This window comes from Exiguobacterium sp. J17977, from assembly GCF_018616375.1.
Classification (GTDB): Bacteria; Bacillota; Bacilli; order Exiguobacteriales; family Exiguobacteriaceae; genus Exiguobacterium; species Exiguobacterium mexicanum.
In genome coordinates, this window is the sequence record NZ_JAEQBB010000001.1 from 469013 (window position 1) to 492679 (window position 23667).

General features: G+C 54.4%; 27 protein-coding genes. 23 read left to right on the forward strand and 4 right to left on the reverse strand.

The genetic code is table 11. From position 1 onward, the window contains the following. The first annotated feature begins 57 nt into the window (after positions 1 to 57). Together treC and KNO58_RS02320 are read left to right on the forward strand one after the other, a co-directional pair. Entirely contained in the window at positions 58 to 1692 is a 1635-nt protein-coding gene (treC, locus tag KNO58_RS02315) for an alpha,alpha-phosphotrehalase (protein WP_214751698.1), read from the forward strand. 200 nt (positions 1693 to 1892) lie between these two features. Next, positions 1893 to 3218, forward strand: a complete 1326-nt coding sequence (locus tag KNO58_RS02320) for a hemolysin family protein (protein ID WP_214751893.1) — start codon at positions 1893 to 1895, stop codon at positions 3216 to 3218. A gap of 95 nt (positions 3219 to 3313) precedes the next feature. On the opposite strand, the gene KNO58_RS02325 is transcribed toward KNO58_RS02320, so the two are convergent. Then, positions 3314 to 4060 carry a hypothetical protein gene (locus tag KNO58_RS02325; RefSeq protein ID WP_214751699.1) on the reverse strand — a complete coding sequence of 249 codons (747 nt, stop codon included), beginning with the start codon at positions 4058 to 4060 and terminating at the stop codon, positions 3314 to 3316. A 183-nt stretch (positions 4061 to 4243) separates the two neighbouring features. Between KNO58_RS02325 and KNO58_RS02330 the strand changes: the two genes are divergently transcribed. The 11 genes from KNO58_RS02330 (at position 4244) to KNO58_RS02380 (ending at position 12070) form a co-directional block, all read left to right on the forward strand. Continuing rightward, on the forward strand, positions 4244 to 5401 hold the full coding sequence (locus tag KNO58_RS02330; RefSeq protein WP_214751700.1) for a helicase-related protein: 1158 nt from the start codon (positions 4244 to 4246) through the stop codon (positions 5399 to 5401). After that, complete coding sequence (locus tag KNO58_RS02335; RefSeq protein ID WP_214751701.1) at positions 5398 to 6066, forward strand: ComFC family protein; 669 nt, start codon at positions 5398 to 5400, stop codon at positions 6064 to 6066. Before KNO58_RS02330 ends, KNO58_RS02335 begins: the two co-directional genes overlap by 4 nt. Positions 6067 to 6079: 13 nt before the next feature. Continuing rightward, entirely contained in the window at positions 6080 to 6469 is a 390-nt protein-coding gene (locus KNO58_RS02340) for a flagellar protein (RefSeq protein ID WP_251026021.1), read from the forward strand. A gap of 24 nt (positions 6470 to 6493) precedes the next feature. Beyond that, the gene (locus tag KNO58_RS02345; RefSeq protein ID WP_021066556.1) at positions 6494 to 6745 is read left to right on the forward strand and encodes a flagellar biosynthesis anti-sigma factor FlgM; all 252 of its coding nucleotides are present in this window, start codon (positions 6494 to 6496) and stop codon (positions 6743 to 6745) included. 112 nt (positions 6746 to 6857) lie between these two features. Then, positions 6858 to 7214, forward strand: a complete 357-nt coding sequence (flgN, locus tag KNO58_RS02350) for a flagellar export chaperone FlgN (protein WP_214751702.1) — start codon at positions 6858 to 6860, stop codon at positions 7212 to 7214. 12 nt (positions 7215 to 7226) lie between these two features. Then, positions 7227 to 8720 carry a flagellar hook-associated protein FlgK gene (gene flgK, locus KNO58_RS02355; RefSeq protein WP_214751703.1) on the forward strand — a complete coding sequence of 498 codons (1494 nt, stop codon included), beginning with the start codon at positions 7227 to 7229 and terminating at the stop codon, positions 8718 to 8720. 6 nt (positions 8721 to 8726) lie between these two features. Then, the gene (flgL, locus tag KNO58_RS02360) at positions 8727 to 9656 is read left to right on the forward strand and encodes a flagellar hook-associated protein FlgL (RefSeq protein WP_214751704.1); all 930 of its coding nucleotides are present in this window, start codon (positions 8727 to 8729) and stop codon (positions 9654 to 9656) included. Between the two features lie 3 nt (positions 9657 to 9659). Beyond that, positions 9660 to 10235 (forward strand): DUF6470 family protein, encoded by a 576-nt coding sequence (locus KNO58_RS02365; RefSeq protein ID WP_214751705.1) that lies wholly within the window; start codon positions 9660 to 9662, stop codon positions 10233 to 10235. 15 nt (positions 10236 to 10250) lie between these two features. Continuing rightward, positions 10251 to 10688, forward strand: coding sequence for a flagellar assembly protein FliW (gene fliW / locus KNO58_RS02370; RefSeq protein WP_029595007.1), 438 nt, complete (start codon positions 10251 to 10253; stop codon positions 10686 to 10688). Then, on the forward strand, positions 10688 to 10915 hold the full coding sequence (csrA, locus tag KNO58_RS02375) for a carbon storage regulator CsrA (RefSeq protein ID WP_214751706.1): 228 nt from the start codon (positions 10688 to 10690) through the stop codon (positions 10913 to 10915). The genes fliW and csrA overlap by 1 nt, the downstream gene beginning before the upstream one ends. 99 nt (positions 10916 to 11014) lie before the next feature. Further along, a complete protein-coding gene (locus KNO58_RS02380) occupies positions 11015 to 12070 on the forward strand; it encodes a GGDEF domain-containing protein (RefSeq protein ID WP_251026022.1) in 1056 nt (351 codons plus the stop codon). Positions 12071 to 12102: 32 nt separating this feature from the next. On the opposite strand, the gene KNO58_RS02385 is transcribed toward KNO58_RS02380, so the two are convergent. After that, positions 12103 to 13017: a YitT family protein gene (locus KNO58_RS02385; RefSeq protein WP_021066564.1), complete on the reverse strand. Its 915-nt coding sequence runs from the start codon at positions 13015 to 13017 to the stop codon at positions 12103 to 12105. 162 nt (positions 13018 to 13179) lie between these two features. Between KNO58_RS02385 and KNO58_RS02390 the strand changes: the two genes are divergently transcribed. The 3 genes from KNO58_RS02390 (at position 13180) to KNO58_RS02400 (ending at position 15388) form a co-directional block, all read left to right on the forward strand. Continuing rightward, a complete protein-coding gene (locus tag KNO58_RS02390; protein WP_214751707.1) occupies positions 13180 to 14040 on the forward strand; it encodes a YitT family protein in 861 nt (286 codons plus the stop codon). Positions 14041 to 14138: 98 nt separating this feature from the next. Then, positions 14139 to 15092: a DMT family transporter gene (locus tag KNO58_RS02395; RefSeq protein WP_214751708.1), complete on the forward strand. Its 954-nt coding sequence runs from the start codon at positions 14139 to 14141 to the stop codon at positions 15090 to 15092. A gap of 2 nt (positions 15093 to 15094) precedes the next feature. Continuing rightward, a complete protein-coding gene (locus KNO58_RS02400; protein WP_214751709.1) occupies positions 15095 to 15388 on the forward strand; it encodes a putative quinol monooxygenase in 294 nt (97 codons plus the stop codon). Between the two features lie 32 nt (positions 15389 to 15420). On the opposite strand, the gene KNO58_RS02405 is transcribed toward KNO58_RS02400, so the two are convergent. Further along, positions 15421 to 15918, reverse strand: coding sequence for a hypothetical protein (locus KNO58_RS02405; protein ID WP_021066568.1), 498 nt, complete (start codon positions 15916 to 15918; stop codon positions 15421 to 15423). 157 nt (positions 15919 to 16075) lie between these two features. On the opposite strand from KNO58_RS02405, the gene KNO58_RS02410 reads away from it, so the two are divergent. The 5 genes from KNO58_RS02410 to KNO58_RS02430 all read left to right on the forward strand — a co-directional run bounded on the left by KNO58_RS02410 (position 16076) and on the right by KNO58_RS02430 (position 20527). Next, positions 16076 to 16561, forward strand: coding sequence for a hypothetical protein (locus KNO58_RS02410; RefSeq protein ID WP_214751710.1), 486 nt, complete (start codon positions 16076 to 16078; stop codon positions 16559 to 16561). A gap of 58 nt (positions 16562 to 16619) precedes the next feature. After that, positions 16620 to 17447: a GNAT family N-acetyltransferase gene (locus KNO58_RS02415; protein WP_214751711.1), complete on the forward strand. Its 828-nt coding sequence runs from the start codon at positions 16620 to 16622 to the stop codon at positions 17445 to 17447. Positions 17448 to 17457: 10 nt separating this feature from the next. Continuing rightward, positions 17458 to 17781 (forward strand): hypothetical protein, encoded by a 324-nt coding sequence (locus KNO58_RS02420; RefSeq protein WP_214751712.1) that lies wholly within the window; start codon positions 17458 to 17460, stop codon positions 17779 to 17781. Between the two features lie 123 nt (positions 17782 to 17904). Beyond that, positions 17905 to 19197: a methyl-accepting chemotaxis protein gene (locus KNO58_RS02425; RefSeq protein WP_214751713.1), complete on the forward strand. Its 1293-nt coding sequence runs from the start codon at positions 17905 to 17907 to the stop codon at positions 19195 to 19197. Positions 19198 to 19429: 232 nt separating this feature from the next. Beyond that, on the forward strand, positions 19430 to 20527 hold the full coding sequence (locus KNO58_RS02430; protein WP_214751714.1) for a flagellin N-terminal helical domain-containing protein: 1098 nt from the start codon (positions 19430 to 19432) through the stop codon (positions 20525 to 20527). A 56-nt stretch (positions 20528 to 20583) separates the two neighbouring features. Here KNO58_RS02430 and KNO58_RS02435 read toward each other — a convergent pair whose 3' ends face one another. Then, positions 20584 to 21456 carry an endonuclease gene (locus KNO58_RS02435; RefSeq protein ID WP_214751715.1) on the reverse strand — a complete coding sequence of 291 codons (873 nt, stop codon included), beginning with the start codon at positions 21454 to 21456 and terminating at the stop codon, positions 20584 to 20586. A gap of 174 nt (positions 21457 to 21630) precedes the next feature. Here KNO58_RS02435 and KNO58_RS02440 point away from each other — a divergent pair, with 174 nt between their 5' ends. Together KNO58_RS02440 and fliD are read left to right on the forward strand one after the other, a co-directional pair. Then, on the forward strand, positions 21631 to 21987 hold the full coding sequence (locus KNO58_RS02440) for a flagellar protein FlaG (RefSeq protein WP_214751716.1): 357 nt from the start codon (positions 21631 to 21633) through the stop codon (positions 21985 to 21987). A 12-nt stretch (positions 21988 to 21999) separates the two neighbouring features. Continuing rightward, complete coding sequence (gene fliD, locus KNO58_RS02445) at positions 22000 to 23667, forward strand: flagellar filament capping protein FliD (protein WP_214751717.1); 1668 nt, start codon at positions 22000 to 22002, stop codon at positions 23665 to 23667.

The following is a 23667-nucleotide window of genomic DNA, read 5'->3' on the forward strand; positions in this document are numbered from 1 at the left end:
GAGGTTCTTCCCCTTTTCCTGTACAAATGAAAACTCTTACAAAAGGAGACTACATCTATGACACAACCAAACTGGCGCAAATCTGTCGTCTATCAAATTTATCCGAAAAGCTTCTATAGCCCGGAAGGCAATGCCACCGGCTCCATCAAAGGGGTGACGGCGAAGCTCGATTACTTGGCCGAGCTCGGCATCGAATACATCTGGATGACCCCGGTCTACAAGTCGCCGCAAAACGACAACGGCTATGACGTCAGCGACTACTATGCAATCGACCCATCTTACGGGACGATGGACGACCTCGACGAGCTCGTACGCGAGGCCGAAGCACGTGGCATCGGGCTCATGATGGACATCGTCGTCAACCACTCCTCGACCGAGCATGAATGGTTCCAGAAGTCGCTCGCCGGGGACGAACGGTATCGCGACTACTACATCTGGCGCGACGAACCGACGAACTGGGAGTCGAAGTTCGGCGGCAACGCCTGGAAGTATGACGAGGCAAGTGGCCAGTATTACCTTCACTTGTTCGACGTGACCCAGGCCGATTTGAACTGGGAGAACGAGCAGATGCGGGAGGACGTCTATGAGATGATGCGCTTCTGGCGCGACAAAGGCATCAAAGGGTTCCGCCTCGACGTCATCAACTTGATCTCGAAGCAGCAGGACTTCCCAGAAGACGATTCGGACGGCCGCAAGTTCTATACGGACGGGCCGCGCATCCACGAATATTTGAAAGAGATGAACCGCGAAGTATTCGACGGGCACGACGTCATCACGGTCGGCGAGATGTCGTCGACGACGCTCGACCATTGCGTCCGTTACTCGAGTCCGGACGAGCGCGAGCTCAGCATGACGTTCAGCTTCCATCATTTGAAAGTCGATTATCCGAACGGCGAGAAGTTCGTCGCCGCACCGTTCGACTTCGTCCAACTGAAAGACATCATGTCGACGTGGCAGGAAGGAATGCACGGCAAGGGCTGGAACGCCATCTTCTGGTGCAACCACGACCAACCGCGCGTCGTCAGCCGCTTCGGCAACGACACCGACCACCGCGTCGAGAGCGCGAAGATGCTCGCGACGGTGCTCCACGGCCTGCAAGGGACGCCGTACATCTATCAAGGCGAGGAGATCGGGATGACGAACCCGGGTTTCGACTCGCTCGACGAGTACCGCGATATCGAGACGCTCAACGTGTATAAGTTGAAGCGCGAACAGGGCGTGTCGCACGAGGACATGATGGCCGCCATCAAACAAAAGTCGCGGGACAACTCGCGGACGCCGATGCAGTGGGACGCGACGCCGCACGCCGGATTCACGAGCGGGACGCCGTGGATTAACGTGGCGCCGAACTATGCGGATGTGAACGTCGAGACGGCGCTCGACGACCCGAACTCGGTGTTCTATCACTACAAGAACTTGATCTCGCTCCGCAAAGAGCTCGACGTCTTGACGGACGGGGACTATACGATCCTCACGCCGGACGCGCTCGACGTCTGGGCATACACGCGCAAGACGGAACACGAGGAAGTGCTCGTCGTCGCGAACTTCTATGGACCGGAGACGACGTATGAGATTCCGGCCGGCTTCACGCATGCCGACGTCGTCAGTCATAACTATGACGTGCCGCAACTCGACGGGACGACGCTGTCGCTCCGGGCGTACGAGGCGATCATGTTCTATAAACAAAACTGAGTGTTCGGAGGCGTTCCATGTGAGCGCCTCCTTTTAGTTGCCGAGAGGCGGGCTCTCATGGTAGGTTATTCATTAGGCAAGGACACAGTCGTGTGACCTTGTAAATTATTTATATGGAGGTGACCCTCGAGTCTCTCGAGGAACATGTGGACAGGATCTACTCTACACACGTAATGGCTGCCGGTGGCGGTGGCGGAGAAGTGGAAGGCCCGATTTGGGTATTGTTGTTGTTGGTGGCGTTATTGATCGCGCTCACTGCATTTTTTGTCGGATCGGAGTTCGCCGTCGTCAAAGTGCGGATGTCACGACTCGATCAATTGGTGGCGGAAGGGAACAAGTCGGCGATTCTCGCGAAAAAGGTCGCATCTGACCTCGACTATTACTTATCGGCGTGTCAGCTCGGCATCACGGTGACGGCGCTCGGACTCGGTTTCCTCGGGGAACCGTCGGTCGTGCGATTGCTTACCCCGCTCTTTAACGAGTTCGACATCCCGGCGTCGCTCGCATCGATTATCTCGTTCGCCGTCGCGTTCGCGATCGTGACGTTCCTACACGTCGTCATCGGGGAACTCGCACCGAAGACGCTCGCGATTCAATATGCGGAACGGATGACGCTCATCTTCGCCCGACCGTTGTTCTGGTTTGGACGGATCATGTTCCCGTTCATCTGGTTATTGAACGGATCGGCCCGATTGTTGCTCGGATTGTTCGGCGTCAAACCGGCCGGACATGAACAAGCGCACTCGGAAGAAGAGTTGAAAATCATCATGGCGCAAAGTTTTCAGAGCGGTGAAATCAACCAGACGGAACTCGCGATGATGCAAAACATCTTCTCGTTCGACCAGCACGTCACGAAAGACGTGATGGTGCCCCGGACGAAGGTCGAGGCGATTGATATCGAAGCGACACGGGCCGAGGTGCTCGAGACGTTCGCGGACAGTCAATATACCCGTTATCCGATCACTGAAGACGGCGACAAGGACAACTTGATCGGCTACATCAACGTCAAAGAGGTATTGATGGGACTCGCGGTCAGCCCGTCCATCAATCTCTCCACTTATGTGAAAGAGCTTCCGGTCGTGCATGAAATGACGCCTTTGGAAGATACATTGAAACAGATGCGTGAGGCCCGGACCCACATCGCCATCGTCTTGGACGAATACGGCGGGACGGCCGGTCTCATCACGCTCGAAGACTTGCTCGAAGAAATCGTCGGAGAAATCCGTGACGAGTTCGACGAGGACGAGGTCGACCCGATTCATACGGTCGACGACACGACGTATGAAATCGATACGCGCGTCTTGCTCGAAGAACTCGAGGAACGCTTCGGCATCACGTTCGAACGTTCAGAAGGCATCGATACGCTCGGCGGTTGGCTCCAAGTCCACCGCGAGACGCACGAGGTCGGTGACACGCTCGAGTTCGACCGTTACGTCTTGACCGTCATCGAGATGACGGAGAATCACGTGGAGCGGGTGCGACTCGCCTTGCGTGAGACGGCGTCGGAAGACACGGACGAATCATAAACACAGGTGCGCCAGAAATGGCGTGCCTGTTTTTTTTGTCTGCTCATGATGGACGACGAAAAGGTTCAACCGACGGCCGTCGGTTGAACCTTTTGTCAGTCAGTGGATGTGCGGTCCCGGATGATCTCTGCAAGACGCGGTGACGAGATCTCCTCGTACAGGATGCTGCGGACGAAGTAGACCGTCTCGTCGTCGAGGAGGCTGAGGCTGATGGAATGAAACGGGACGTCTTCGGTGTCGAAGAAGCGCTTCGTCGCCGTCAACGAGTCGGCCATCGCCTCAGGCGAGAACGGCCCGTCCGGCAAATCGAGGTGGATGTGGCCATACTCGGCCGCATAGCGGGACACGTCGAGCGTCTCATCGAGCTGAAGGTCTGCGAGCCGGACACCTGGGGGGCTCGTCTGATCGTCTTCCCGAGGGATGTGGCCATGCCCATACGTGACCGCGAACGGGAAACGCCCCGACGTGAACAGACGGTCCGTCAGTTCGAAGTAGGCGTCGTTCAATCGTTGATACGTCTGTTCGCCACTGATGACGTCCTCATACTCATCATGGATGACGTCGCCGGATTTCGTGACGAGGACCGCAAACGTCGTGTCGACGCTCGTAGGCGATGTGAACGTGACGGCATAGCTCGAACCGTACGGGAACATGTATTGCGTGTCCGACACGTCGAGCGTGAGCGCGGGATACGTCGTCGCGACGTAAGCCTCCGCCGCGGTGATGGCCCGCTGTTTCGCTTTGTCGCTCCCGAGCACCTCGTAGGAAAGCCAGAGACCAGCCAGCAGGACGCCGAGCATGCCTAAACCGGTCAAGATGTTGTGGATGGGTCGTTTGAACATGATATCTGCCTCATTTCCAATAACTGGTCTACTTGGAGTATAGTCGATTGTTTGCTCGTTCACCTCCGTCTACAGTATGAAATGAAGAGACGTGTTTCCGTTAGCCGTCCCCGTTCCGTCGACGAACATGACATGTGGATGTGATGAGGATATGCTAGCGTGAACAGAAAAAGGACTGATGTTATGGGCCAACTCATCGTGGCACCCGAAGGAACTCCCGCCATCCGTTTCGGCGTCTGCCAGCGCTGTCTGAGCATGGACACGCGTGCTTATACGTGCCATCACGGACAGTGCCGCTATTGCCGCAACTGCCTTCATCTCGGTCGTGTCTGTCAATGTGATTGTCTTACCGAAATGGACATCACGACACCGATTGAAACGACTGACCTCGTCATGCCGTTCGAGCTGTCAGCCGAGCAACGGCACGTCAGCCGGCAGCTCCTCATATGGTGGGCATCTCGAACGAGCGGGCTCGTCCATGCCGTCTGCGGGGCAGGGAAGACGGAGATGACGTTCCCCGTCATCGCGCGCGTCGTCAATGATGGAAAGCGTGTCCTTATCGTCTCGCCGCGACGTGACGTCGCCATCGAGTGGGCCGACCGGCTCGAGGCGACCTTCTCCGTTCCCATCACCCGACGCTACGGCGGTGGGGACAAGGAGACGATCGGGATGATCACCGTCGCGACGGCGCCCCTCCTCGTGAACCTCCGTCACGTATTCGATTACATCCTCGTCGACGAGTCTGACGCCTTCCCGTTCGCTTTCGACTTCGCGCTCTGGTGGACGCTCCGTCGGGCCGGGAAAGGTCTGTTTTTGTTCGTGACGGCGACGCCGACCGTCTGGCAACGTCAATTCCCGACCGTGCATCTGTCGCGGCGCTATCACGGTCACGATTTGCCCGTGCCCCGGCTCGTCCGTGAGACGGAGCAAGCCATCCTCGACTTCTGTCGCCGGTACGAGGCGGCACCGCGTCTGTTGTTCGTCCCGACGAAACCGGACCTCGTCCGTTACGGGGAATTGCTCGCGGCGAACGGATTCACCTATCAGGCCGTCTCGGCCGACACGGACGAGCGGACGGACGTGCTCGAGTGGCTCGAGGCGACGAACGGGATTGTGCTCGCGACATCGATTTGGGAGCGGGGGATGACCGTGACCGGGGTGCACGTCGCCGTCCTCGACAGCAGTCACGCTTTGTTCTCGTCGCGCGCCATCATCCAGATGGCGGGCCGAGCCGGGCGCAAACCGACCGCACCGACCGGGGACGTCGTCTTCTTTTACGACGAGCGCACGTTCCGCCAAGACAAAGCCATCCGTGAGATTGAGGAGGCGAACCGGCGATGAACTGTCTCGTCTGCCGGAAACCGTTCGCCGTCCCGTGGAGCCCGGCGACGCTGTTGAAGCGGGATTGGGCCTGTCCAGACTGTGACAAGATGTTGACACCGCTGAACGAGGGTTGTCCGCGTTGCGGGCATCCGACCGTGGACGGGGCGACGTGCGGAGATTGCGTCCGTTGGCTTGCCCTCGGCCTCGACTTGACCGTCCATTCGCTCTACGCCTATGACGAGGCGGGCGCAAATTGGCTCCATCGTTATAAGTTCGGCGGCGACGTCGTCTTGGCGCGACAGCTACGCGATGTGTTGCGAGCGACGCGGGAACGAGGTGCCGTCTACGTCCCGATCCCGCTCAGTGAGGAGCGGTTGCGGTCACGCCGTTTCAATCAGGCCGAGCTGCTCGCAAGGATGATCGGACCGACGGAGCAGGTGCTCGTCAAAGCCGAGGTTTCGAGTCAACGCCAACTTGGGAAAGAAGAAAGGCGGCACCGTACGAATCCGTTCGCTGTACAGCAGTTGCCGCGCTGTGGCAAAATTGTCCTCGTCGACGACGTCTATACGACGGGGACGACGCTCCATCAGGCGGCGCTCACCTTGCGCCGGGCCGGGGCGGAACAAGTTTCTGCTGTTTGCCTGTTCCGGACGCTAAACAAATCAAAAATGCGTCCGATATAAAGGGCAGAGGTGAATGACTGTGGAAGCAACAACTTGTCAAACGTGCGGACGGCTGTTCATGAAACAAAGCCGCTCGCCATACTGCCCATCCTGCGCGGAAGTCGATTTCCAAAACTTCTTGAAAGTCCGGGACTTCATCCGCGAACCCGCCAACAAACAGACGACAATCGGAGCCCTCGTCGAAGCGACGAACGTCTCCGAACTTGATATCACGCGATATATCCATGAAGGACGCTTGATCATCAAGGACAACCCGTCACTGAACATCGCCTGCGTGCGTTGCGGCAATCCGACGAACCAAGGAAAGGTATGCGCGGACTGTCAGACCGACATGCAGCAAGAACTGAAAGGGCTACAAGCCAGCGTCACGAAACAAAGCGTTCGCGCTTATCGTTTGGATTAACAACTGAGAAGAGGGGGGACACGTATGCGCATCGATTCTGCAAAGTGGGTACACTTACCGAACACTTACGAGAAGAAAACGCAACCTGAGACGAAGCCCGAGCTGACACGCCAAACGGACCAACTATCGATATCGGCCGAAGCCCGCGCCCGGTTTGAAGAACCGGTGAAACACCCGGAGCGCCTGGAGAAGATCAACGCCTTGAAGGCAGAGATTAACGCCGGGACGTATTCACGGGACGCGCGCGACATCGCCAAACGCTTTCTACAAGGATGAATGAAAGCGGGGTCCGAGGGAGACCTTCGCATAAATAAGATGGCACGGAAGCTGACTAAACAAGGGGCACCCTTTCTTTAGTCGGCTCTTTTTTTGGACAAAGGAGAGACTTATGCTCACATTACATACACGTTTACTCGAACTGGCTTATGACAAAGAACGGCTGCTCGTGAGCGGGAACATGCCCGCTTTCAGCGCACTCGTCAAAGAAGAGGCGACGCTCCTCCGACAAATCAAACAAAAAGAAGCGGAACGACTTCAAGGAACGCTCGTTTTGGACGATGAAGAGAAGGAAGCGTTACGACCGGTTCTCTTCGAGCTGAAACGGCAGAATGAATTGAACGCCGTCCTGCTCGAACAGTCGCTCCGGTATATCGAATGGCATTTGGACATGCTCATGCCAGAGGCAGATGATTTCACGTACGGCCAACAGGCGCTCGAGACGCGCTCGTTCAGCCGGGATGTATAAGGAGGAAGTTTGATGGGCTCAACATTTATGGGATTAGAGACGGCGCGCCGCAGTTTGACGACGCACCAGTGGGCGCTCCAGGCGACAGGGAACAACGTCGCCAACGCCTCGAACCCGGGCTACTCGCGCCAACGCTTGTCGCTCGGCATGACCGAACAACTCAGTGTCAACTTCGGGGGAACGAAGGCCGGGCAGTTCGGGACCGGTGTCCGCGGTGAGACGCTCGCCCGGATCCGCGATTTGATGATCGACCAACAGTACCGCGACGAGTCGGTGAAGAACGCCTACTACGCGACGAAAGAGGCGGCGTTCGGCCGGATGGAAGACATCGTCAACGAGCCGTCCGAGACGGGACTCGCCAAATCGCTCGACTTGTTCTGGGCCTCGCTTCAAGATTTGTCGGTCAACCCGGATGACGCCGGCGCGCGCAGCGTCGTGCGCCAGCGGGCGATGACACTTGCCGAGACGTTCAACTATATGTCGTCCTCGCTCCAAAAAGTGCAGGCCGACCTGGCGTCAGAAGGCGATGTCGTCGTCAAAAAAGTGAACGACTTGATGACGAAAATCAGTCAGGTCAACCGTCAAATTGGGGATGCCGAGCCGCTCGGCGTGCTCCCGAACGAACTGTATGACGAACGGGACCGCTATATGGACGAGCTCGCCCAATATATGGACTTCACCCGCGTCCCGGTCGACTATACGAACGGCGAGTCACGCGGGAACTCACAGAAGGTCGCCGAGGGCCGCATCGACATCGTCGTCTCCATCAATGGCGTCGACCACAAACTCGTCGACGGCATCAACGGCACGGTCGGCTCGTTCGACGGTCTCGATATGACCGATGCAAGCGGAGCGGACGTGGCCCTCACGCACGCCACGATGCCGAACGGCAAATGGAAAGCGCTCGTCGAGATGTACGGCACGGACACGCCAGCATCAGGCAGCGTGAACGGCGTCTACGCGACGATGTTGAAAGACTTGGACGAGATGGCCGGCAAGTTCGCCTCGGCGTTCAACACGGCCCACAGCAACAACATGGACGCCAAAGGCAACGCCGGCACGGCGAACTTCTTCGAAGGGACGGCGAGCGCTGCGACAATCAAAGTGAGCGACGCCGTCATGAACAACCTCGACTTGATCGCCGCGTCACAGGACGGCAACATCGGGGACGGTAGCGGTGCCCTCGCTTTGGCGAACTTGAAGTCGGCCACGCTCAGCTTCGACGGATCGGTCCAGACGGACACGTCAATCGGCAAATACTATCAAAACGTCATCGGCAACATGGCCGTCGCCGCCGACCAGAGCGGACGCCTCGCCCAGAGCACGTTCGCGCTCATGGCGAGCTCAGACCAGCGTCGCCAAGCGGTGAGCGCCGTGTCGCTCGACGAAGAGATGACGATGATGATTCAATATCAACACGCTTATAACGCGGCGGCCCGTAACATCACGGCCGTCGACGAGATGCTCGACAAAATCATCAACGGCATGGGTGTCGTAGGGAGGTAATGCTTGATGCGAGTCACACAGACGATGCTCACACAGACGAACTTGAAACATTTATCGAGCAGTTATAACAAGCTCGCCCAAGTCCAAGAACAGCTCATCAGCGGGAAACGGATCCAGAAGGCGTCCGAGGACCCGGTCGTCGCCATGCAGGGCATGCGCTACCGGACCGAGGTACGCGAGGTCGACCAATTCCGTCGCAACGTCAGCGAGGCGACGAGCTGGATGGACTTGACCGATTCGACGTTGAACGAAGTGACGGAAGCCGTCAAACGGATCCGCGAATTGACGACACAGGCGGCCAACGACACGTATGAGTCGTCGCAGCGTCAAATCATCCAGAGTGAGGTCAATCAGTTGATCGAACATCTCGGCTCGCTCGCGAACGCGAAGTCGGGCGAGAAATATATTTACAACGGCACGAAGACGGACCAGCCGCTCGTCGATATGGACGCCTTGAAGGCGTATCTCGCCGACCCGAACGGGGACGTCAACAGCATCTATCCGGGTGGGGCACCGACCGCGAGCGGGAAAGTCGCCTTCGAAGTATCGAAAGGCATCACCGTTCAAGTGAACATGCAACCGGAGACGGTGTTCGGGAGTGACGTATTCGCCGGACTGCACGACCTCGTCACGAAACTGGCCGACCCGAACACGACCGGGGAAGTGCTCTCGAACGAACTCGCCGACCTCGACGTCATCGCCCAAAATTTGATCACGGAGCGGGCCGAGCTCGGGGCTCGCGCCAACCGGTTGGAACTCGTCGACAACCGCCTGCAAGAACATGAGATTATTGCCAAGACGATCATGTCCGATAACGAGGACATCGACATCGAACGAGTCATCATGGAGCTCAAGTCGCACGAGACGGTGCACCGGGCCGCACTATCGGCCGGGGCACGTATCATCCAACCGACGCTCCTCGACTTCCTCCGGTAAGCGATGAATATCGCCCGGCTTGAGATGCGGCAGACGCAGGCCGCCATTCAAATCACGTCGAACCGGCCGCACCTCGAGATGCGGCAAGGCCGGGCCGACGTGTCGATGACACAAGGCAAGGTCGAAATGACGCAACAGACGACAGGCGGCACGCTCGAAGTCGACTCGTCGGTCGCGCGCAGTGAAAGCAACCTAAAGGCCGCACTCGAGCTCGGCCGCCATTTCGGTCAGCTCGGGGAACAGGCGGCCCGGGAAGCGACGTCGACCACGGCCCGGGATGGGGACCGGCTCATGCGCATCGAGAACGGCAATCCGATTGCCGCGATGGCCGCCGAGAAGACGAGCTCCCCATACCCGGTCGTCGACATGGACTTCATGCCGAAGTCGCTCGACCGTGTGAAGTTGACGTATACGCCGGCGGATGTCAAAATCGAGTGGAACCTGACGCCGGCACAGATTGATGTATCACTCACCCCGGCCGACATCTCGTTCACGCCATGGACGACGGACATCTCGCTCCGTCAACAGGCATCGCTCGAGATGTGGCCGGTCGGTGGCATGTATGATGAGACGCGTTGAAAGTGAGGATGACCCATGTTCATTGAGACAGACTATTTTGGCAAGATCGAAGTAAATGAAGACGAGACGATCTCGTTCGTCAGCGAGATTCCCGGGTTCCCGGAATCAAAGACGTTCGCCCTCATCCCGTACGGCGACGAGCTCCCGTTCTGGTCGCTCCAGTCGCTCGAGGACCCGGCCTGCGCCTTCGTCGTGACGAACCCGTTCTGGCACAAGTCAGACTATGCGTTCGAATTGACCGACGGCGCGAAAGAGCAACTCGGCATCGATGAGGCGGAACACGTCTCGGTGTATGCCATCGTGACGCTCCGCGATCCGTTCGACGCCTCGACGCTCAACTTGAAGGCCCCGATCGTCATCGAGACGAAAGAGCGCCGCGGGAAGCAAGTCATCTTGGATGACGTCTACCCGGCCCGGTTCCCGCTCGGTGGTCAGAAAGAAGAGGTGCGCTGATGCTCGTATTGAAACGAAAACAAGGCGAGGCCATCCATATCGGGGACGATGTGACGCTCACCGTGCTCGCCATTGAAGGCGACCAGGTCAAACTCGGCATCGACGCCCCGCGCCATATCGACATTCATCGTCATGAGGTGTACGTCCAGATGCAGACCGAGAACGAGTCGGCCCGCGCCAGCGCCAACTTGATGAAACAGATGATGCAAAACAAGTCGGAAGCGTGAGCTTCCGGCTTTTTAGCTATCCTAAAATTTGGATAGGGTGACATGTGTCACTTTTGTACGATAGGATAGGAGGAAAGAAATGGCGGGAGAGGACAAGGCTTGGGTCAAGTCATCAACATCTTTTTCATCAATGTCAGTATCATCTATCTCGTTTTATCGCTGGCTCTGTATCTCATGCGCCAGCTGTTGCCGATTCAGGCAGGCTCCCCCTATGCAATCCGCATCTGGTTCGGGATTGCCATGGGGCTCGCGGCCGTGCTGTTGACGGTCAACTCGTTTCAAGTCGGGGAGGCGCGGGTCGACCTCCGGGTGATCCCGCTCGCGCTCTCAGGTGCCTATGCCGGACCGGTCGGGGTCGCCGTCACGATGGGGCTGACCCTGCTCGGTCGCTTCGGTCTCGACGGTATGACCGACCAATTCATCCGCTCGTTCGGTACGCTTGCCCTGTTCTTCATGTTGTCGCTCGTGTTGAATCGCATCGTGCTACGCCGTGGCCACTTGTATTCGGCCTATCTCGTGTTTGGGACCGTGCTCGTCTTGTTCCGGATTGCGGGCAACGTCCCGATGCAGGCGTTCACGACCGTGTTCTTGCCGTATTTCGTCATGACGTTCCTCGGCGGATGGATGTGTTATTGGGTCGCGAAACAGATCGAGACGCACCTGCGCATGTTCCGGCTGCACGCGCAGCGGGCGACGATTGACGAGCTGACGGGTCTTCCGAACCGCTATATGACGCTCGAACGGTTGAACGAGGTCGAGATGTCGGGTCTCCCTTGGGCGCTGTTCGTCATCGACGTCGACCGGTTCAAGCAGCTGAACGATACATATGGCCATCGGGCTGGCGACGCGGCGCTTCATCACATCGGTCAAACGTTACAGGCGAACTGTCCGCCGGACGGCTTCGTCGGCCGCTATGGCGGGGAAGAGTTTCTGATGGTGCTCGAGGATGCAGGCGATGTCCGATTGATCGCTGACGATCTCGTCACGGTCATCCGCGACACCCCTTTCTCGTTCGAAGGGACGCATATCCCGATGACGATATCGCTCGGGGCCTCGCTCGCCGGGGCAGAACCGGGCACGGTCGTGTTCGAACGGGCCGACGCCGCGCTTTACACGGCGAAGACGAGCGGGCGCGATCAAGCGAAAATCGGATAAACAAAAAAATCGGTCCCGAGGGGCCGATTTTTTTAGTGGATATTTTTCTTTTTGAACTGGCCGCCTCGGACGTCGTGGATATTGCCGATGGCGAGGAACGCCTTCTCGTCATAGTCGTCGAGGATGTCCTTCAATTTCGTCTCTTCTAACCGGCTGATGACGGTGAAGACGACTTTCTTGCCGTCGCCCGTGTACGCCCCTTCCCCGTGCAGATACGTCACACCCCGACCGAGCCGATCCATGATGGCCTGCCCAATGTCGTCCGGCGCCGTCGTGATAATCCACGCCGCCTTCGACTGGTCGAGTCCCTCGAGCACGATGTCGATCGTCTTGAAGGCGACGAAGTACGTGATGAGTGAGTACATCGCCCGGTCCCAGCTGAAGACGAAGCCGGCCGTCCCGAGAATGAAGATGTTGAAGAACATGACGATCTCACCAACGGAGAACGGGAGCCGGTCCGTGAACGACACGGCCAAAATCTCGGTCCCGTCGAGCGACCCGCCGGCCCGGATGACAAGGCCGATGCCGGCTCCGAGCAGGAAGCCGCCGAATACGGTCGAGAGAAGCAAATCGTCCGTGAACGGCTCGATCGTATGAAGTAAAATCGTGAAGCCGGACATGAGCATGATGGCAATCAACGTGACGATGGCGAACGTCTTCCCGATTTGGCGATAGCCGAAGAAGATGAACGGCAAGTTGAACAGGACGAGCCAGATGGCGAGTTTCGTTTCCGTCAAATACGACGTGATGATTGAGACGCCGACGATGCCGCCATCGATGATTTGGTTCGGGACGAGGAACGCCTCGAGCCCGATGGCGAAGATGAACGACCCAATTAACAGGAGTAGCCCCTTGGCGAGGAGTTCGGTCGGTTTGATTGGATTATGGACACGTTTCAAACGGAGCACTTCCTCCGGGGACGGGGAAGGCATCGGTGGACGCTGCATCGGGGGTCACTCCTTTTTCTTTTCAGTATAGCAAACCTCACACCGGATGAAGCAGAAGCGGCAGACAATCTGACACAACTTTTCGATTGATGCCACGAATGTTATTTCACTATTTTTTTATGCTAGACTAGGAAAGTTGAAATCAAAAGGAGGACGTTACTCATGAAACGTGACAATCGAGCCTGGCTCATGGGCTTTCAAATCATCATGAACATCATCGGCGGGATGATCGCGGCGTACGGCCTCGAGTCGGTGTTGATCCCGAACAGCGTATCGGACGGGGGCATCACCGGCATCAGCATCGTCGGTTCCCAACTCACGGGTGTCCCGCTCGGCGTGTTCCTCGGGATTTTGAACATCCCGTTCGTCTATCTCGGCTATAAGCAAATCGGGAAGAGCTTTGCCATCCTATCGGTCACGGGCATCGCCTCGCTCTCGGTCGGGACGCTCATCATGCACCGCGTCCCGACGATTATCGATGGGGACACGCTCCTCGTCACGGTCGTCGGCGGAATCATCCTCGGACTTGGGATGGGGCTGTCGCTCCGGAACGGGGGCGCGCTCGATGGCATCGACATGCTGGCCGTCTTGTTATCGAAAAAGTTGCCGTTCGGGACGAGCGACTTGATTCTCTTCTTGAACGTGTTCGTCTTCATCGTCGTCTCGACGGTGTTCGGCCTGCAAGGAGCAGTCCTATCAGCCATCGCCTACTTCATTGCCTCGAAAGTGATTCACATCGTCGAGGAAGGACTGAGCGGCGCGAAGACGTTCAAAATCATCACGAGCGTACCGGACGTCATGGTCGAGACGGTGCGGGACCGGCTCGGCCGGAGCGCTACGCTCAACCAGATTCAAGGCGCTTATTCGAAAGAGTGCTACTACGAGATCACGTGCGTCATCAACCGGCTCGAGGAGCGGAAGATGAAAGAAATCATCAACCAAGTCGACCCCGAGGCGTTCGTCGTCGTGTACGAGGTGTCCGAGGTCAAAGGCGGGAATTTCCGAAAACGCGATATCCATTGAGACGAATCAAGCAGCCGGCGCTGCTTGATTTTTTTGGTGGAGGCAGGGAAATGCGGGACGGATAGGGAACAAGTGGGGATTCAGAAAGGAGAGACCGTATGCGTCCGCTGTTATTAGGTGTACTCGCCGCCTTGTTTTTCGCGAGCACGTTCGTCTTGAATGAATCGATGCAGGTCGGTGGTGGCAGTTGGGCGTATAGCGCCTCGCTCCGCTTCCTGTTCATGATTCCGCTACTTATGCTCGTCGTGGCCGTCCGGGGTGGCATGACAAGGGTGCGCCGCGCCATCGTCGATCAGCCATGGCCGTGGCTCGTCTGGGGGACGGTCGGCTTCGGTCTGTTTTACGTCCCAATCTGTCTCGCCGCCGAGGTCGCACCGCCTTGGCTTATCGCCGGCACGTGGCAAGTGACGATTATCGCCGGGGCGCTGTTGTCGCCGCTGTTCCGTCGAGGTGACGGGACGCGGGAGCGGATTCCGTGGACGGCGCTCCGCTTCTCGGGACTCATCCTGTTCGGCGTCGTCTTGATGCAAGTCGAATTCCTCGCCGACTTCGAGCCACACTTCCTATGGATCGGGGTGGTGCCGGTGTTGATTGCCGCGTTCGCCTATCCGCTTGGCAACCGGAAGATGATGGCTCACACCGACCTCGACGTGTTCGAGCGCATCCTCGGCATGTGCATCGGCTCGCTCCCGGTCTGGCTCCTCTTGTTCGGCTACGGGCTGACGACGGGGGCGCCATCGAGCTCGCAACTGACGCAGACGCTTCTCGTCGCCCTGTTATCGGGCGTCGTCGCGACAGTACTCTTCTTCAAGGCGACCGATCTCGTTAAACACGATATGGGGAAACTGGCCACGGTCGAGGCGACCCAGGCGCTCGAGGTGCTGTTCGCGCTCATCGGCGAGTTGATTTTCCTGCAGGCGCATCTGCCGTCCGGGCTGTCGCTCGTCGGCATCTCGCTCGTCATGATTGGGGTCGTGTTGCATAGCCGCAGCCAGTTCAACGTAAAGGAGAGTCTGGTGCCGGCGGCGAATCGATACGGGAAGGAGGGATGAACATGTCCTATGGATTGATTGGGAAACTGACGGCCGTACCGGGCGAGCGTGAGACGCTACTCGCGATTTTGCTCGAGGCGGCGACGGCGATGGAACGAGAGCCGACGTGTACGGCGTACCGGGTGAACGTCTCGCTCGACGATGAGTCGATTGTCGTCTATGAGGTGTGGGAAAGTATGGAGGCGCATCAACAATCGCTGTCGCTTGAGACGACGCAGACGTTGATTGGGAAGGCGAAACCGATTTTGGCCAATATCGAGCGCTTGGCCGTGTTCGAGCCGAGGAACGGTCATTAAAAAAATCCACGTCCGTGGACGTGGATGAAAGGTCATGCTTTCGTCAAGCTGCCTTTGACTTGCTCATAAAACTCGTCCATCATCCCAGTTCGGCTACCGAGCTGGCAGATGAGTTCGAGCGTCTCTTTATAGAACTTTTTGACGAGTCCTTTGTTTTTGATGTTGTCCATCGACGCCATCGTCTTGTCGAGGTTTTGGAGAATCTCTTCAATCTGGTCGTCCGAGTCCGGTTTCACCACGGTCATGTTGTCCGGGATTTTGACGACTTTGTCTTGCTCCTGATGACGGAACGACGCGCCGAAGCCGAGGTTCTCGATGAACAAGTGCGGCATCACTTTTTGACCGAAGAACTGCTTATGCCATTCCGTCGCTTTCATCGTGTCCATGTCCTGCTTGAACGTGGACGCCGTCGAGACGTACTTTCTGAACAGGTCGGTCATGAACTTCTCGATGACCGGGATTTGAAGGGCGAAGACGTTCTTTAAGAGCGCGTCGAGCTGTGCGCGTGACAATTGTTGTTCGTTTGACATATCAGTTCCTCTTTTCTATAATACGATATCTTCATCGTATGGGATTGACGGACGTGCGTCAACGCATCCTAAAACATTTTTTCAGAATATTTAGTGTACGCTCGATGAGATATGAGATAATCAGGTCATGACAGACTTCACAGAAGGAGTGGTTCAGATGAATAAAACAATGAAATGGGCGGTCGCGCTTGGCGTGACGGGTGCCCTCGTCGCAACGGTCGGTGTCGTCTCGTCCCGGGGACGGACGGAGGATACGACGCAGACGATTCGTGACCGTGAGCTTGGATACGAGATCATTCTCCCGTCAAAAATCGTCGAGGCGATTGAGCGTGGGGACGTCTATATCGAGAAGGCGCAGGACGTCGTCGATGTCGGCGACAAGAACAGCTACGGCACGTTCGATCTCTACTATAACGTCGAGGACGGTGACGACCAGTTGTTGTTCCATTTGGACTTGATTGACCGTGAACTCTCGGAAGAGGCGTTCGCTCAGGAAGTCGGCTACGGCAACTACCTCGGTGCGAGCGACAAGACGTTCTTCTGGGTCGAACCGACCGAGGCCGTCCCGGGTGCCGAGGCGCACACGGACGAGATTGCCGAACTGCTCGAGACATTACCGGAGCTCGAATTCCGGACGTTATGAGTCCGCCCGCTACGGCGGGCTTTTTCGATTATGCTACAATATGACGTGAGGTGATTTCATGAATTGGACAGTAGAAGAAGTGAGACAGGCAGAACAGGTAGGGGCCCTCGAGGCAACGGTCAACGCACATGACAAGATTGACGTGAAACTCGGACACGTGGCGGTCGGTCAGAACGACTACGCCGTCTATGATGGGGACACGCTCGTCGGCTATATGGTGCTCTTTCCGTATCTCCCGAACGAGTATGAAGTGAACGCGCTCGTACATCCGGACTATCGGAAACAAGGCGTCTTCAAGGCGCTCTTTGAAACGGCGAAGCAGGACGCGAAACAGAATGGCTGTGAAGCGTTCACGTTCGTCATCGATCGCAAATCGAAGGACGGCAAGGCGGTCATCGACCATCTCGGCGCGGCGTACCAATTCTCAGAATACAACTTGGTGCTCAAAAAAGCCGAGTTGTTCTTGAAACCGACTGAGGTGTCGCTCCGCGAGGCGACGGACACCGACCGTCCGCTTATCATCGAGACGCTCAGTGAGGCATTCGGCGACCCGCTCGACGTGACGGAGAACATCTATCAACAGATTGACACGCCGGACCGCGTGACATATATCGGTGAGGTTGATGGTCGTCCGGTGGGGGTCATTCGCGCGCTCCTTTCGGGCGAAGATGCCGGCAGCATCCATGCGTTCGGCGTCAAGGCGGACGAGCAAGGCAAGGGCTACGGCACGAAGATGTTGAAGCAGATGGTCCAGCAGCTGTTCCGCATGGGCCGGACGAAGCTTGAGCTCGACGTCGAGACGGAGAACAAGGCCGCGCTCGAGATTTACAAGCGGGCCGGATTTGCGGAAAACGGTGGCTATGAGTTCTATCTATTAGAACTGTGAGATGAGATAAATGGTTCGGAATTTGAAATGGCTCGGGGCCGCCTTTGAGGCGTTTCTCGGCATCCCAGCACTCGGTGGGCTGTTCATCATCAGCATGGGCTACACACCGCTCGGGTTCATGCTCGTGTTCCACATCGTCTTGCTCGTCGTGTCGCTGTCGCGGCTGAAACGGATTTCGGTCGGGGCACTCGTAGGGATCACAGCGTCGGTGCTCGGGTTCATCCCGTTCCTCGGCATGATGCTACATTGGGCGGCTGCGATCGCACTCGCGATTGATGCGCTCCTGACCCCGCGCGAACAGGTGCACATGACAAAAGAAGATGACCGTTTTTAATGAAGACGCTCTCGGTGACGAGGGCGTTTTTTCATTGACCAAAACTTCAACTGAAAACGCTATACAAAAGCTGGGGTTCGGACGATATAAAAGGTGATGAAGACATAAGAGGAGGAACTCATAGTGAAGCTATTCAAAAACTTTACGACCCAACTGCTCGCTTGGATTTTGGTCACATCCTTTATCACGGGCGGAGCGGTCGGCTGGATCACGCTTTTGCTGCTCACCGAGCTTGAGATGGAGAAAGGGCAGGTCATGCTCGTCGGGACGGCCGTGGCCTTGCTCATTTCAGGAATCGGCGGTGCCGTCATCTACTTGATCGCCCGTCGCCCGCTCAAGGCAATCGAATTGGCGTCGGACAAGGCGGTCGAAGTCGGCAACGGCGACTTGACGGTCGTGTTCGCGGACGAGACGACGACAGACCGTTCAGAGATGGGCCGTCTGCTCCTCTCGATGGACAACATGGTCGGACACCTTCGTGAACAAGGGACGAACATGCGCTACACAGCGGACCAGCTCACCGGTTCGGCGCAAGAGATTGCGGCAGCGGTCCAAGAAGGGAATATCGCCGGCGAGAATATCCGCCAAGCGATGGACGCCTTGAACAAGATGCTCGAGGACAACGTCAGTGCGACGTACAGCTCGATGGATCTGCTCGGTGCCGTCGCTCGGACGATGGAGAATATCCGTAACGAGATGGGCTCGGCTTTGAATGCGGCAAGTGAGATGCAACAAGAGGCAGAGAGCGGCAAAGGCCTCGCCTCGTCGTCGGTCGATGCGATGCATGCGATTGCTGGTAAGGTCGAGCAATCATCGACGCTCAACAGCAAGTTGACAGAGATGACAGGTGAAATCTCGCGCATTACGGACGTGATTAGCGACATCTCGGCGCAGACGAATTTGCTCGCCTTGAACGCATCGATTGAAGCGGCTCGGGCTGGCGAACATGGACGCGGCTTCGCGGTCGTCGCGGCCGAGGTCAAAAAGCTCGCCGAACAGACGGCGAACTCGACGCAAGAGATCACGGATTTGATTGTCGACGTCAAACGTCTCGTCGGCGACACGTCGTCATCGATGGCGAACGTGAAAGCGGAAGTGGAAACGGGCGTCGGTCTCGTCGAGAAGGCAGGCGGTGCGTTCGCGTCAATCCACAACTCGGCGAACGAAGTGTACAGCCACGTCCATTCGGTCGATGCGCTCTTAGATGAGTCGCGTGGCCAGATCGACTCGGTCGTCACAAACTCGGCCGGCATCGTCGGCATGGTCGAAGAGGCGTCACGCTACGCGACGGAAGTCACGTCAGCGGCGAGCCAACAAGCGGCGAGTCTCGGTGAAGTGAACGGCGCGATGACGGAGCTCGTTCGTGTCGCGGAGAGTTTACAGAACGAGACGGAGCAAGTGAAGGTGGAAGTGTAAGGAGGAGCGGCCCAGTGATGGGTCGTTTTTCTATTCAAAAGTAAGAAACTACGGAAAATGAGTAGAAAGTTGATAAAAACACTAAACAGATTCGCAATGACTCCGATATAGAGTATGGAAACGCAAAAACGTTACCAACTAATACAAGGTGAGGGGCCGGCCTAAGCCTTGTATGCTCGGACAAATGGATTTGGAAGAGCGGAAAAACTCAAACCTATGGAGGGAAATTACAATGATTATTAACCACAACCTTAACTCAATGAACGCACACCGCAACATGTCATTCAACACAACACAAACTGGTAAAGCGATGGAGAAATTATCTTCTGGTCTTCGCATCAACCGTGCTGGTGACGATGCTGCTGGTCTTGCAATCTCTGAAAAAATGCGCGGCCAGATCCGTGGTCTTGATCAAGCATCACGTAACTCACAAGATGCCATTTCTTTGATTCAAACAGCTGAAGGTGCATTGAACGAAACGCACTCTATTCTTCAACGTATGCGTGAATTAGCAGTACAAGGTTCAAGTGATACAAACCAAGATTCAGTTGACCGTGATGCATTGGACCAAGAGTTCCAACAGCTCAAGTCAGAAATCGACGATATTTCTTCGCAAACAAAATTCAACAAAATGAATCTATTGGATGGTTCATTTGGTAATAAAGTAGATACTGATCCAGCTAACACTACTGCTTTAGCAGTTGCTGGTGTTGCATCTATCGAAGCAAGTGGTCCTGCTGATACGTATACATTTGCAGATGATGGTACGGATTTAACTGTAACTAACGGCGCTGGAGATTCTATCACTATCGCTGGTGGGACTATGGCTGATGGTGCTCAATCACTTAACATCAGTGAATGGGGAATTACGATTCAAACAAACAGTGGATTTGTTGCTGCAAGCCTTAATGGAACAGATGTAGTAACGACTGCTGGTGCTGGTGGCACATTCCAAACAGGTGCTAACTCTGGTGAAACAATGAACTTAGCAATCGGTAACATGAGTGCATCGGGACTTTCAATCAACTCTAACGATTTACAAGATCGTACAAATGCTACGACAGCACTTGATGCTGTAGACGCAGCAATCAACGCGGTCTCAACAGAGCGTTCAAATCTCGGAGCTAAACAAAATCGTTTAGAGCACCGTATCAACAACTTGAACGTTGGTGCTGAAAACCTCCAAGCTGCGGAATCACGTATCCGTGATGTAGACATGGCAAAAGAGATGATGAACTTCACGAAGAACAACATCCTTAACCAAGCTGCACAAGCTATGATGTCGCAATCGAATCAGCAGCCGCAAGCTGTTCTTCAATTGCTCCGTTAATCAGCTGTTTAATTAGCTCTCTAACTCCTCCGACTCCACAAGAGCCGGGGGAGTTTTTAACTTATATACATAGTGTGTTCTTCGCGTAATCGATTGTTTTTGATATCCTGCCATTTGTAGACAACAGACCAATAGGTTCGATTTAATGCCTCGGCAATTTCTTTATCTGTTCGACCTTTCAATTTAGAAGTGACGATAAACTCAATCTCTTCCTCTGTATAGTCATTTTTAGGTTTCGATGTAATGACAGTCTTATCTGGATATGCATCTCTTTCTAACGACAATCGATACTCCCAGTCTAGTTTCCAAGCCATCGACGGGATTTCGATGGCATATGATTTGGTGAACTCCAGAAAATTGAGAGCTTCTTGCGTTTTCTGTATTCTAAGAATATAGTTGTGCCCGTCATTTCGTCGGCTTAACACGAATTGATGACCGAACGTCTCTTGAATGAATTGACTTAAATAGTTTAGTTCTGAAGGATGGAAGGCTTGTAAATAGAGTGCGATATGAGGTGTCAAGATGATTTGATTTTTATTTGAACGATTAGATCTTGTCAAGCAGAGACTACCGTCATCAAGGTAAAGGGCAAGCAAAAACACCGAGTCCGTACACTCAGATAGTAGGTGAAGCGGGATGCTTTTTTTTCCTGCGATGTAGAGTTGATTCCGTAGCCACGTGAACAACTCATCGTATCTTGACGTAAGCGATGCACTTGTTCCGTTATTATTCTTAACGATGTTCGAAAAAATCCGGGGCGCCTGCTTCAGTTTCCATTCACGGTATTCAAGCTGCTTTAGTGAAAAGTGTTCACCATACCGCAAATTCGCATTCGGATATTTCTTCATATGCATACTGATGTGACCGTCTCCAAGCAGTGTTCCCAACAATAAACTTTTCTCATAAGTCGTTAACTCTCCCCATCTCACCAAATATCCCTCCTGATAAGAATGTACGTTCGTATACTATATACCCATACATTGTACCTACATGCATGTGTAGTCACATTACCTTAGACAAATTAGTGAACGTATTAACGTTGAAAATTATCATTTAAATGCCGATATAGATAATGAAGAAATCATAACGAGGTGTGAATGCTAATGAATCCAATTATTTCTGAAGTCCGGCTTCACCTACCTTCTTCTGTATTGCCGTATGAGCAAACAAAAAACGTGTTCGTAGAAGCGAATCAAAAAACGCTCGCTGACGAAGGTATCGTCATTCTTCCGACGCCTCAACACGTGACAAAGCTAGAGGCGGCTGTCGAGAAGGCAAATCAAGTACTGGACCAACAACGTACCGGCTTAAAATTTATGAAACATGAGAAATTAAATGACTATTATATTCAAATCGTGGATACAAACAATGAAGTCATTCGCGAAATCCCAAGCAAGAAGTCGCTCGATTTTTTCGCGGCGTTCATGGAGTTCAATCAGCTTTTTGATGAGCGTGTCTAAAGGAGGTACATAATGACAACACCAATTAGATTTGGCGGACTAGCCAGTGGAATCGATACCGATACAATTATTAAACAATTGATGCAAGTTGAACGATTACCAGTCGACAAACTTGAACAAAAGAAACAGACGACAGAATGGAAACGGGATGCCTATCGTGAAATCAATCGCTCGCTCATGACATTACGTAATAGCGCGGTTGACCTTATGTTTAGCCGTAATTTTCAAGCTAAAACGGCTTCCTCTTCTGATTCGTCTCGTATTGAGGTGACATCTGCTCCGTCAAGCGGTAACGCAGCACTAGAAATTCGTAGTGTAGAAAATTTAGCTACATCTGCAAGTCATATTATCCAATTAAGAGATAAAAATAATAACCTTGTAACCCGCGAGACTGCTGTAAAAGATTTAGACCTAGACATCAATACGAAAATACAAGCGTTCACGGGTTCCCCGACTGAAGTTACGTTAGATGCAAAGCTGAATGATGATGGAAAGCTTTTTGTAAATAATGTAGAGTTGTTGCCAACAGAATATACGTATGATTCCACTACAAAAAAAGTAACTTTTAATACAGCAATTCCTGAAGGCGCAGAGTTAAAATATGAATCTGGTTTTAAAATTGAATATATTAATGAAGAAGGTGGTACTCCAGCTCAATTGACGATTGGAGCAGATGCAAAGTTTAGTGATGTTATTACTCAATTAAGTTCGAAAGATACGAATTACTCAGCCTTTTTCAATGAAGCATCTGGTGAATTGGCATTGACTCATCGGAATACTGGTAGTCAGTCTACTATTGCATTCACTGGAAAAGCTGAAACATTCTTCAACGCGAGTGTTGCAGACGCAATCAAAGGGGAAAATGCAATTTTTAATGTGAACGGGATTGAGCTGACGCGTAGTACTAACACGGTGACGATTGATAACATGACGATTACTCTGAAATCTGAGTTCAAAATTGCTGACAATCCTACGCCAGTTACTCTGTCTGCGGCAACTGACACTCAAAAAATCTTTGATAACATTAAGGGATTCGTCGATAAATATAACGAGACAATTGATCTCATGAATAAGAAAGTCCGCGAAGAACGTTTCCGTTCATTTACACCACTCACGCAAGCGCAACGAGATGAGTTGTCTGAAGATGAAATTAAGAAGTGGGAAGAGAAGGCAATGAGCGGTATGCTGCGTGGCGATACGATTGTTCGCAGTGCGATGGATACGATGCGTAGTAAGTGGTCGAGCAGCTCTTCGTCAACAAATGATGATACGATGCAACAATTGTTCCAAATTGGTCTTGCGACAGGTGCGGATTTCACAAACGGTGGAAAAATTGAATTGAATGAAGAGAAGCTAAAGGCGGCGATTGAAAAAGATCCGGAACAAGTGTATCAACTTTTCACAAATGCCGAGAACGGTTTACTTCCGCAAATACGTGATACTGCCATTTCTTCGCGAGCATCGATTACTCGAATTGCTGGTGCAGATGGAGCTGGTGCTCCTGCCTATTCATTAGGTCGTGAAATGACAGCAATAGATAATCGAATTCAACGTCTGAACGATTTATTAGTAGATAAAGAAAACGCCTATTACCGTCGCTTCGCAGCGATGGAAACGGCGATGAACCAGGCGAACTCGCAAGCCGCCTCACTGCAACAGTTTTTAGGCGGAGGAATGTAA